Origin of the sequence: Taibaiella soli, from assembly GCF_003236175.1 — a bacterium.
Lineage (GTDB): Bacteria > Bacteroidota > Bacteroidia > Chitinophagales > Chitinophagaceae > QKTW01.
Map to the genome: position 1 here is coordinate 121,425 of NZ_QKTW01000025.1, position 11,152 is coordinate 132,576.

At 43.3% G+C, this 11,152-nt stretch carries 9 protein-coding genes; 8 read left to right on the top strand and 1 reads right to left on the bottom strand.

Translation table 11 applies throughout. The features are described 5' to 3' along the window. Nucleotides 1-8: 8 nt before the first annotated feature. The 6 genes from ccoN to DN068_RS18825 all read left to right on the top strand — a co-directional run bounded on the left by ccoN (nucleotide 9) and on the right by DN068_RS18825 (nucleotide 6,202). Nucleotides 9-2,201 (top strand): cytochrome-c oxidase, cbb3-type subunit I, encoded by a 2,193-nt coding sequence (gene ccoN / locus DN068_RS18800; RefSeq protein ID WP_111000486.1) that lies wholly within the window; start codon nucleotides 9-11, stop codon nucleotides 2,199-2,201. An 11-nt stretch (nucleotides 2,202-2,212) separates the two neighbouring features. After that, nucleotides 2,213-2,386, top strand: coding sequence for a CcoQ/FixQ family Cbb3-type cytochrome c oxidase assembly chaperone (locus tag DN068_RS18805; protein WP_111000487.1), 174 nt, complete (start codon nucleotides 2,213-2,215; stop codon nucleotides 2,384-2,386). A 19-nt stretch (nucleotides 2,387-2,405) separates the two neighbouring features. Then, entirely contained in the window at nucleotides 2,406-3,581 is a 1,176-nt protein-coding gene (locus tag DN068_RS18810; RefSeq protein ID WP_165836456.1) for a cbb3-type cytochrome c oxidase N-terminal domain-containing protein, read from the top strand. Next, a complete protein-coding gene (ccoG, locus tag DN068_RS18815) occupies nucleotides 3,523-4,992 on the top strand; it encodes a cytochrome c oxidase accessory protein CcoG (RefSeq protein ID WP_243630319.1) in 1,470 nt (489 codons plus the stop codon). The genes DN068_RS18810 and ccoG overlap by 59 nt, the downstream gene beginning before the upstream one ends. Nucleotides 4,993-5,057: 65 nt before the next feature. Beyond that, nucleotides 5,058-5,501: a FixH family protein gene (locus DN068_RS18820; protein ID WP_165836457.1), complete on the top strand. Its 444-nt coding sequence runs from the start codon at nucleotides 5,058-5,060 to the stop codon at nucleotides 5,499-5,501. After that, entirely contained in the window at nucleotides 5,498-6,202 is a 705-nt protein-coding gene (locus DN068_RS18825; RefSeq protein WP_111000491.1) for a sulfite exporter TauE/SafE family protein, read from the top strand. The genes DN068_RS18820 and DN068_RS18825 overlap by 4 nt, the downstream gene beginning before the upstream one ends. Before the next feature lie 103 nt (nucleotides 6,203-6,305). Here the strand turns inward: DN068_RS18825 and DN068_RS18830 are convergent, their stop codons facing one another. Further along, on the bottom strand, nucleotides 6,306-6,809 hold the full coding sequence (locus DN068_RS18830; RefSeq protein ID WP_111000492.1) for a DUF6252 family protein: 504 nt from the start codon (nucleotides 6,807-6,809) through the stop codon (nucleotides 6,306-6,308). A gap of 196 nt (nucleotides 6,810-7,005) precedes the next feature. Here DN068_RS18830 and DN068_RS18835 point away from each other — a divergent pair, with 196 nt between their 5' ends. Both DN068_RS18835 and DN068_RS18840 read left to right on the top strand, forming a co-directional pair. Beyond that, nucleotides 7,006-9,435, top strand: coding sequence for a DUF5686 and carboxypeptidase-like regulatory domain-containing protein (locus DN068_RS18835; protein ID WP_111000493.1), 2,430 nt, complete (start codon nucleotides 7,006-7,008; stop codon nucleotides 9,433-9,435). Nucleotides 9,436-9,596: 161 nt separating this feature from the next. Continuing rightward, on the top strand, nucleotides 9,597-11,147 hold the full coding sequence (locus DN068_RS18840; RefSeq protein WP_111000494.1) for a T9SS type A sorting domain-containing protein: 1,551 nt from the start codon (nucleotides 9,597-9,599) through the stop codon (nucleotides 11,145-11,147). Nucleotides 11,148-11,152 lie beyond the last annotated feature (5 nt).

Below are 11,152 nucleotides of genomic sequence, written 5' to 3' on the forward strand. Positions count from 1 at the left end.
ACCCGAGTATGAGTCTTTCCTTACAACAAGAAACGACAGGCCAGAGCGATCTCGCTGCGTCTGCCGTACAACCCGAACGGTTTTATTATGACAATAAGATCGTAAAAATGTTTGCCTACGCTACGATCTTTTGGGGCATCGTAGGCATGTTAGCCGGTCTGCTGGCCGCTTTTCAGCTTGTATTCCCAGCGCTCAATTTTAATACTGCTGCCACTACTTTCGGCCGTGTAAGACCCGTTCATACGAATGCGGTCATATTCGCATTTGTGGGCAACGGTATTTTTATGGGCGTTTATTATTCACTACAGCGCCTGTGCAAGGCCCGAATGTTTAGCGACCGGCTGAGCAAGCTGCATTTCTGGGGCTGGCAAACCATTATCGTATTAGCCGCAATCACATTGCTGGCAGGTTATACTACCGGTAAAGAATATGCTGAACTGGAATGGCCTATTGATATTCTGATCACACTCGTATGGGTGGCATTCGGCTGGAATATGTTCGGCACCATCATCAAACGCCGCGAACGCCATTTATATGTAGCTATCTGGTTTTATATCGCAACGTTTATTACGGTGGCCATGCTTCACATCGTGAATTCGGTAGAAATTCCTTTTAGCTGGATGAAATCTTATTCCTGGTATGCAGGTGTACAGGATGCGTTGGTACAATGGTGGTACGGGCATAATGCAGTTGCATTTTTCCTTACAACACCTTACCTCGGCATCATGTATTATTTCCTGCCGAAAGCAGCGAATCGTCCTGTTTATTCTTACCGCCTTTCTATCATCCACTTCTGGTCACTTATCTTCCTTTATATCTGGGCCGGCCCGCACCATTTATTATACACTGCATTACCTGATTGGGCACAATCATTGGGAACTGTGTTTAGTGTTATGTTGATTGCGCCATCATGGGGCGGTATGCTGAATGGCCTGCTGACGCTACGCGGCGTGTGGGACAAAGTACGAGAAGATCCTGTTTTGAAATTTATGGTCGTTGCCGTAACAGCATACGGTATGGCCACATTTGAAGGACCATTACTAAGTCTTAAAAATGTAAATGCCATTAGCCACTTTACCGATTGGACCATCGCACACGTACACGTAGGTGCACTTGGCTGGAACGGCTTTATGACTTTCGCAATGCTCTATTGGCTGTTTCCGAGATTATTTAAAACAAAACTGTATTCTGAAAAACTGGCCAACTGGCATTTCTGGATTGGTACACTCGGTATTGTGTTCTATACAATCCCATTGTATTGGGCAGGTATCATGCAAAGTCTCAACTGGAAAGAATTTACGCCAGAAGGAACGTTAAAATATCAATTCCTGGAAACGGTAACGCAAATGAAACCCTACTACGCCATGCGTGGTATCGGCGGCACACTCTACCTGATCGGCGCACTGATGATGGTGTATAACCTTTACAAAACGGTTAAAGCCGGCAAACCTGTAGAAGACGATGCAGCAGAAGCCGTGCCATTGACCAAAGCATACACTGCACATAGCAATGAACACTGGCATCGCTGGATTGAACGCCGTCCGGTACAAATGCTGGTAGGTAGCCTGATTGTAGTTGCCATCGGTGGTTTAATTGAAATCATTCCGACATTCCTCGTAAAATCAAACATCCCAACCATTGCAAGTGTAAAACCATATACGCCGCTTGAACTGCAAGGTCGGGATATTTATGTGCGGGAAGGCTGTTATACTTGTCATAGCCAGATGATACGCCCGTTCCGCGATGAAGTGGCCCGTTATGGCGAATATTCAAAAGCGGGAGAATTTGTGTACGACCATCCGTTCCAATGGGGCAGTAAACGTACAGGGCCCGATCTGGCGCGCATTGGCGGAAAATACCCGGACAGCTGGCATTTCAATCATATGTACAATCCGACCAGCACCTCTCCGAATTCCATTATGCCACGCTATCCGTGGTTGTTTAAAAATGAAATTGACACGGCTATTACCGGTGCAAAAATCAGAGCGATGCAAACACTGGGTGTACCTTATACACAAGGATTTGACGTTGCAGCAAATGCCAATCTGATGGCCCAGGCGCGGAAGATTAAAGAAAGTCTGTACAGCTCTCCTGAAAAAATCAACATTCCGGAAAACAGGGAGATCATTGCGCTCATCGCCTACTTACAACGTATGGGCACAGACATTAAACTGGAACAAAAAACGGCACAAAACCCATAAAATATTCGGTTATGAAATTTATCAATTATCTGGAAAGTATTACGGGCGTAGGCATTTATCCGCTCACTTCATTGCTGATCTTCTTTTTGTTTTTCACGGTGCTGCTATTATGGGTATTTCGTGCCGATAAAAAATATATCCGCAATCTGAAACAAATTCCTTTTCCAGACCACGATGATCAATAACCCCATTAAAAGAACGTTCATGCGACCATACTTTTTAAAAACAAGTTTTATTATAGCCGCGCTGGCATTTCCGGCAGTTCTGTTTGCCGCGGATCCCGCACCTACACCCGATCGTGATGCATTTAGTTTTAATGCGGTGCTAGTGGGCCTGGTATCCCTGATCATTGTTTTATTGTTTGTAATCGGCGTTGCAGCAAATGTTTTGCGACAATTGTCTTTCGTTTACCGCGAAAAAATGCGTGCTGCTAAAACCGAAAAAACGAGTGGTTCCTCCACTTCAATTATTACAGGTCTGCTCTTGCTGATGGCAATTTGTCTTCCCGCATTCAGCGCCCTGGCCGCAGATGGCGATGCAGCCGCACCAGTTGTCGCCCCCGTCTCCAAATTTATCAACGGTATTCCAAAAGACGATTACTATGCGATTCTTGCAATCATTATTCTGGAATTGCTCGTCTTAACCGTACTACTGGTGAATATCCGGATACTGGTCCGCGTATTATCTGCACGGCCCGAAACAGAACGGATTGCTAAAGCTATTGTGCGCCGCTCTTTCTGGGAACGTTTCAACAAATCAGTTGCGCTGGATAAAGAAAAAGACATTACACTCGATCACGACTACGATGGCATTCAGGAACTCGACAACAGTCTGCCACCATGGTGGAAATACGGTTTCTATGCAACAATTATTGTATCAATTGTCTACCTCTGGTACTACCATGCCAGCGGTCAGGGTCCAAGCTCTTACGATGAATATGTAGCATCTGTGGAAAAAGGCAAAGAGGAAGTAGCAGCGTATCTCGCCACATCAGCCAATAATGTAGACGAAAATACAGTGACAGTAATCACGGATAAAGGTCAGCTGGATGCCGCAAAAAATATCTTTGAGACTACGTGTAGCGCCTGTCATGCCAAAGATGGCGGTGGCGGTATTGGCCCAAACCTTACAGATGATCACTGGCTGCACGGTGGCGGCATCAAAGATATTTTTAAATCCATCAAATACGGATGGCAGGATAAAGGCATGAAAAGCTGGAAAGATGATTATTCTCCAAAACAAATTGCAGAACTGGCCAGCTATATAAAATCGCTGCAAGGATCGAAACCTGCTAATCCAAAAGATCCGCAAGGTGATCTCTATGTGGAAGGAAAAACAGCTGCACCTGCCGCTACAACGGACAGCACAAAAGCCAACTAAGATGAACGACAATAACGCGCAACTCAATGAATCTTTCAGAGACAAAGTTGCCACCGTAGATGAAAAAGGAAAAAGAATATGGGTGTATCCGCAAAAGCCCCAGGGAAAGTTTTATAATGCCCGCACCTGGCTCAGCATTGTTTATTTCATTCTGTTTTTCACGCTGCCGTTCATCAAAGTAAATGGTCATCCATTATTTCTGATTAATGTAATAGAAAGACGATTTATCCTGTTTGGCCAGATTTTCTGGCCGCAGGATTTTTTCATTTTCGGATTGGGCATGGTACTGTTTGTCGTATTCGTTGCCCTATTCACTGTTGTCTTTGGACGGCTATTCTGCGGCTGGATTTGCCCGCAAACAATCTTTATGGAAATGGTCTTCCGCAAGATTGAATACTTTATTGAAGGAAATGCAGCAGAACAAAAAATACTTGCAAAAGCACAGTGGAATACGGACAAGATTTTCAAGAAATCAGCGAAATGGATTTCATTCTGGGCGCTGAGCTTTCTGATCTCGAATACCTTCCTGGCTTATGTTATCGGCATCGATGAATTAAGAAAGGTGGTAGTTGATCCACTTAATAAACACGTTGGCGGGTTTGCTGCCATCCTGATTTTTACGACAGTTTTCTTTTTTGTGTTTGCATGGATGCGTGAACAGGTTTGTACTACAATCTGCCCCTATGGCCGGTTACAAGGTGTACTACTGGATAGAAATTCTATCGTTGTTGCTTATGATCATGAACGCGGCGAACAACGCGGAAAATTCAACAAGAAAGAAACCAGAACCATCGGCGACTGTATCGACTGCCACCAATGCGTAAAAGTTTGTCCGACGGGAATTGATATCCGTAACGGCACACAGCTGGAATGCATCAACTGCACCGCTTGTATTGACGCCTGCAACAAAATGATGGAAGCAGTGAATTTGCCAACTGGCTTAATTCGCTATGCTTCTGAAGCCAATATCAGCGACAAAAAGAAAACAACATTTACCGGACGCATGAAAGCCTACTCTGCGGTTATGGCCGTACTGCTGATTGCAGAAAGCTTTTTGCTGGTAAGCCGCACAGATGTTGGCATTACCATTCTCCGCACTCCGGGACAATTATATCAGAAACAGCCGAACCACCAGTTGAGTAATCTTTACAATTATAAATTGCTCAACAAAACTTACCAGGAAATGAATCTTCATTTTGAACCGGAAAATTTTAAAGGGCGCATTGAACTGGTAGGTGAAAAAAACCTCAAAGTGCCGAAAGGCGGCGACCTCACAGGCAGCTTGTTTGTCTACATGGACAGCACCGATATAAGACACACCGAAACCGATATAAAAATCGGCGTCTGGCAGGACGGCAAGAAAATTAAAATAGTGAATACTTCTTTCCTCGGGCCGTTTACAGAATACTAAGGTTCGAACTTAGTGGTTGGTTTTAAGTTATACATTTTAAGTTTTGAACGAAAAAAATAATGATTATGCGAATCAGCTGGGGATATAAAATAGCATTGCTTTACTGCAGTTTTGTGGCGTTGATGATCGTTCTGGTGGTAAAAAGTATGCATCAGAAAATAGACCTTGTGTCTAAAGATTATTATGCCGAAGAACTGGCATTCCAAAAGCAAATTGATGCAGGTAAAAACCAGTCGGCGCTTTCTGCAGCGATAGGAATACACGCCGATGCACAAAATGTCGTGATTGAATTTCCTTCCGAATTTAAGAATGAAAGCATTCAGGGAAAAGTACATTTCTATGCGCCTGCCAATGCCGATTTCGATAAAGACATTCCGCTCGCTACAGCAAACAATATCTGTATGATACCACGCAGTCTGCTGCAGCATACTCGTTATTCGCTGAAGATAAACTGGGAGGCTGCCGGCAAAAAATACTATCAGGAAACCGATTTAAATCTCGCACAATGATGACCGCTTTATTGATGTCGTTTTTGATGGGACTGACGGGAAGCCTGCACTGCGCAGGAATGTGCGGCCCCATTATGTGGGTAATGCCATTTCAGTCATTGCAGGGCGGCAAAAAACTGGCGGGTGTATTATTGTACCATCTGAGCAGAATTACTGTATATGTGCTACTGGCGTTGGTGCTGTATTCATTCCGTTCGTTCTTTCATCCACAGTGGCAGCAATATGTTTCCGTAGCGTTGGGTGGATTGCTCTTACTAATGGGTGTTTTTTATTTTCTTCCCAATAGCGCACTGCGTGTAAAATTACCGTGGACCAAATGGGTGCAACATAAACTAGGCGCGATAATCGGCAATCCAAAATTGAGCACGTTGGCAGCGGCAGGATTTCTAAACGGATTACTGCCCTGCGGACTGGTCTACATGGCACTTTCAGCAGCCCTTACGGCGCAAACAGCCGCAAATGCAGCGGCACTCATATTCGTTTTCGGTTTAGGTACGATGCCTATGTTGCTGACACTTATTTTTCTCCGAAATCGCTTTACTGCATTAAGAAATCTTTCGCTCCGTAAAATGGTGCCAGTGCTGATGTTTGTGTTTGGCAGTCTGTTTGTACTGCGGGGGATGAACCTCGGCATTCCCTATCTAAGTCCGAAGGTGGTTGTGGAGCATCAGCAGATCAAATCATGTTGTTGCCATCATTAGGCCATTTATTTCCCTATTTGTTCGCGACCTGGCTTGAAGAACCTTGCATAAAAAAGGTGAACACATAGTGTTCACCTTTTTCTATTAAAAAAATTTGATTCGCTTATTTCGTAATGTTGAAATAACCGCTGTTAACAGTGACAGATTTGGAACCATCTACAGTTTTAGCGGTGAAATAAAAACCGCCTTTCATGTGTGTAGCGTCATCTTCGCTCACGACGATTGTAGCAGCATTCAAACCGGTTGTATACATATCCGTTCCTACCATATAGCCAGCTGTTGTTGATCCAGCACTTGAATAGGTACCTGTTCCTTTATAATTCTGGATCCCCAGGATGATACTTGAACCATCGGCAGCATCACCGGTTATAGCTAATACTCCACCAGCATTGGTTATGGTGCCATTTTTTGCCACCCACGCAGTGCCACTTACCGTACAACTCATCGGATCAGTACCGGTTGTGGCAATGCTACCACCACCGCCGCCGCCACCATTACCGGTAGAACCGCTGGCGCCAGGAGTTGCAGTATAATCGCCATTGTTACATGAAGGCAATGTTGCACAAACACCAGCTAACAAAAGGGCTGAAAGGATGACTCTTTTCATGAAGTACTTCTTTTATGGAGTATAAAGATAATATCCAGATTGGTGTTACAAAATATATTTTGAGGCTTATTTCGTCCCAAACGGCTTAAAGCATTGCGTATTTTTCTATTTCTCTTAAATTGACAGATGTGATTAGCTGAATATCAAAATAAAAATTGCATTGGCCGTTGTAACGCTTAAGTATTTATTTTGCCGGATGAATTTGCCCCGCAAACCAGTTTTTGGATTTGTAGTCTTCGCTTTAATCCTTTTCAGCCAGACCCTTTTTGCACAAAGCGTGTACAAAGGCGTGGTCAACGACGCCAATACGCATCAACCATTGCCATTTGCCACGGTTCATATACTGCACAGTGCACAAGGGCAGATTACAGATCTCAATGGCAGCTTTAAACTCATCGTTCCGGAAAACGAACAAATTCTGGAAGTTTCCTATCTCGGTTATGAACCGCTGAAATATGAAATCAAACGGGGAGATTCTTTTCTCCGCATAGAGTTAAAGCCAGCAACAGGCACATTGAAAGAGGTTGTAATCAAACCGCCTTATGATAAAATAAAACGTATCCTCAATTTAGCAATTGCCAACCGTGACCGCCACAATCCTGATAAATATGATGCCTATCAATGCCGCATTTATTATAAAATGACTGCAGACCTGATTTTACCGGATAGTATTCCTGCAGCCCAAAAAACAAAAAGCTACCAGGACACAAAGGATGTCATGGATGATATGCATTTGCTAATGACCGAAACCTACAGCATCCGAAGCTGGAAAAAACCGGCGCAACTGCAGGAAGACATCATCGGTTCGCGTCTTTCGGGATTCAAAAAAAACTATTTCACCAATATCATTACCGATGTATTGCCTTTTCATGCTGCCAATGACTATCTGCAACTAAATGGTAAGGATTATCACAACCCAGTTAGCAAAGGTTATGCTTCACGTTATGAATTTAATCTGGACAACGAAATATTGAGTGGCACTGATACAATCTGGCAATTTAGTTTCCATCCCAAAAAAGGCGTGGAGGAGCTGGAAGGTCAAGTGTACATCAGCTCTGACGAATACGCAATCGCCTATTTAATTGCGACAGCGTATGATAAAACACTGCGACGTACGGTACGCGTGGAGCAACAGTATCAGAAAGTGCGAGGACGCTGGTTTCCGCATATGCTCAATTATATTATCGACTGGCAACAGAAAAAGGACAGCCTTACTTATGATATCTACATGAAGGGGACATCCGGAATTGATTCAGTAAACTATGCCATACCAGAGACTTTCCACTTTGATAAAATGCATACCGTTCGTCTTGAAAAAGGAGCCAACGAACTACACGACACGGCATGGACACAATTACGGCCTGTTTCGCTCGACAAGAAAGAACAAAATACCTACCACAATCTCGATAGCCTGGTTGCTTCTGTACATGGTGAAAAAGTACTTCCTTATCTTGATAAATTAATAGACCTGAAGGTGCCCGTCAGCATTTTTGATATTGACCTTAAACGCATCTACACCTACAACCCATACGAGCATTCCCGCTGGGGATTGGGTTTGCAGACAAACGAAAAACTGCTGAAGTGGATGTCTGTAGGTGGCTGGGCCGGCTATGGAGTAAAGGATGTGCATTGGAAATACGGAGGCTTCGCGGAATTCTATCTTGATAAATACAAAGAATTTTCTTTCAAATTCGGATATAACAACGATCTGCGTGATCCTGGACGTGTACAGTTAAATCCAGAACTTGACCGGAATTATCTGCACAGTCTTTTAATGTCCCGTGTTGATCAGATCAATAGTTATTATGGTTTGGTAAAAAAACGTTTTGGTTATTTGACCGCTGAGTTGATCGGGCGATATGAGCAAATCACGCCGAAATACGATTATGCGTTTACACCGGAAAACCAGCCTTCACCGATGAATGAATTTACCAGTCAGGAAGCAATTGTCAATTTACGATATGCTTATGCAGAGCATACCAGTCCTTTCTTTAGCCGATATATCAGCACAGGCACCAAATATCCTGTCCTTTACGGACGGCTTGTACTGGGGCAAATCCAAAGCGGCGACTGGAATACATCCTACACACAAGCATTTGCTGGCATCAGCTGGCAAAAACATATCAACCTGATCGGACAAGAGCGCTTTCTGCTGATTGGAGGAAAATCATGGAGTAATCAACCGTTGCCTTTAAGTAAATTGTTTGCGGGTAATGGCTACCTCGCTGATAAGAGCTCCCTGTATGCCTTTGGCGGCATGATGACCATGCATCCCTACGATTATTATACCGATCAGTTTGTGAATTTTTACTGGGCGCACAATTTCGATTGGAAACTTTATAAGCTCGATATGCCCGACTTTGCATTTAGCTCCGCGCCTTCAATCGGTATTGCGTACAATTTTCTTTATGGCACAATGGAGCATCGGGAGGCACAGCAGAACATCAGCTTCGCAGTTCCTGATAATGCTTACCATGAAACTGGTATTCTACTCAACAATCTTTTACGCTACAATCAAAAAGTATACTACCTCACTTTAAATGTCGGTTATTTTTATCATTGGATTGGCGATCAACTCAATGATAAAAACGGAAGATTTGTTTTTGGTCTGGGGATCGAATTTTAGAAAATCTGTGGGTATATATATTTTTATTCAAAACGCTCTTTCAAAATGAGCCATTGAAGGGAAATAACACATTGCAGATATTTATCTCTCTGATATTCAATTGTTATATAGAAATTTTGGCATGCCATTTGGGGTATAAAATTTGAAAAACAATTGATTACATGAGAAAGTTTACTTTATCTCTTGGGCTTTTAGTTGCACAATTTGCAGCTAATGCCCAAACGCCATTTCCCAAATCTGTGGAATACATTTATGTGGGAACTCCCGGATTTAATGCGTCGACCCTGCAAATGTCTCTTTATACACTGCCTCCGGCTAATCTGGGAACAGGTCAGTTTGTTGACAGTACTGCAGTTAATATTCTCACTCCAGCCAATAAAAATGGAGTAGAACAAATAAATGGGGTGGGAATTAGTAGTGTTGACGATTACGCTTATGGCATCAGTTTTCCAAAAGTACCTGCGGTAACCAATGCTAACGTTTATAGAATAGGCTATGACGGCAACGCACAGATTGTGGGCTTTATTAACGCCCCATACGATCCCGCTTATTCAAGTTCCGTCGCTTATATTAATACCACAGCCGGCGTTATTAGAGATGACAACTATTGGTTCTCTGCATACATCTATGGCGCAGATCCAACCGTACAACCATTTCAAATGCAAAACTTCGATGTGTACATTGGCATAATTAGAAATATTTCTAAGTTGCCAAATGGTTCCCTGGCACGAATCGATCCAGAGTATCACAAAGTCAATTACTCTGACCCGGCATTACAAGATGCACTTCAAGCGTTCCTCAACAACTTCGTTTATCCTAACCCAACCTATTCTGGTGGCGGATTTGAAGACCTCGCTTTTAATCCGCAGAATGGCGAGTTATATAGTTATATAACTTATCCCGGTCCCGGTGGCGGATTAGTTGGACGTCCTGCAACATTAGATATCGCTACCTGGAAAGCGACACCGGTTGGTACAACAATTAATATCAATCCTGGAACCGAAATCGCAGGCGCAATGTTTGATTCTGTAGGTAACTATTATCTCGTCTATACAAATGGGCAATACACACCGGTTGATCTAAACACCGGCGCAATCACAGGTCTTGTTAATTCCAATCTCCCACTTGCAAATGGCAATCTGCGTGGAGATCTTGCATCAAGACCATATATCCCTATTGCACTGGCAATTGATCTTTACGGCTTTTCAGGAAGTGCAGCAACAAATGCTAATATGCTCCAATGGACATCAGGAACTGAAAGGGATTTCCAGGGATTTGTCGTGCAAAAAAGTAGCAACGGAAAAGACTTTACGGGTATAACGAACGTAGCTGGTAAAGGATCTAACAGTGATTATAGCTATGCCGATGCCAATGTAAGTTCCGGCATTAGCTATTACCGCTTGCAAATGATAGATCTTGATGGCACAACCAAATATTCCAAGGTCATCAGTATTGCACGCAAAGGCTCCAGCACCTCAGCTACCATCTATCCGACTGTTGTAAACAACCAATTCTCTGTACGAACTAACGCAGCTGATGTGAACATCTCTGTTTCAGATATGTCAGGCCGTGTTGTCAGCACACAGCAATTTAATGGCGTAGATGTTCATACCATTTCAATAACGTCATTAGCCAATAGTCTTTACATAGTGACGGTAACAGACCTTGCAACTAACACTGTCATCGCAAGAGAAAAACTGGTGAAACAATAAGTTGC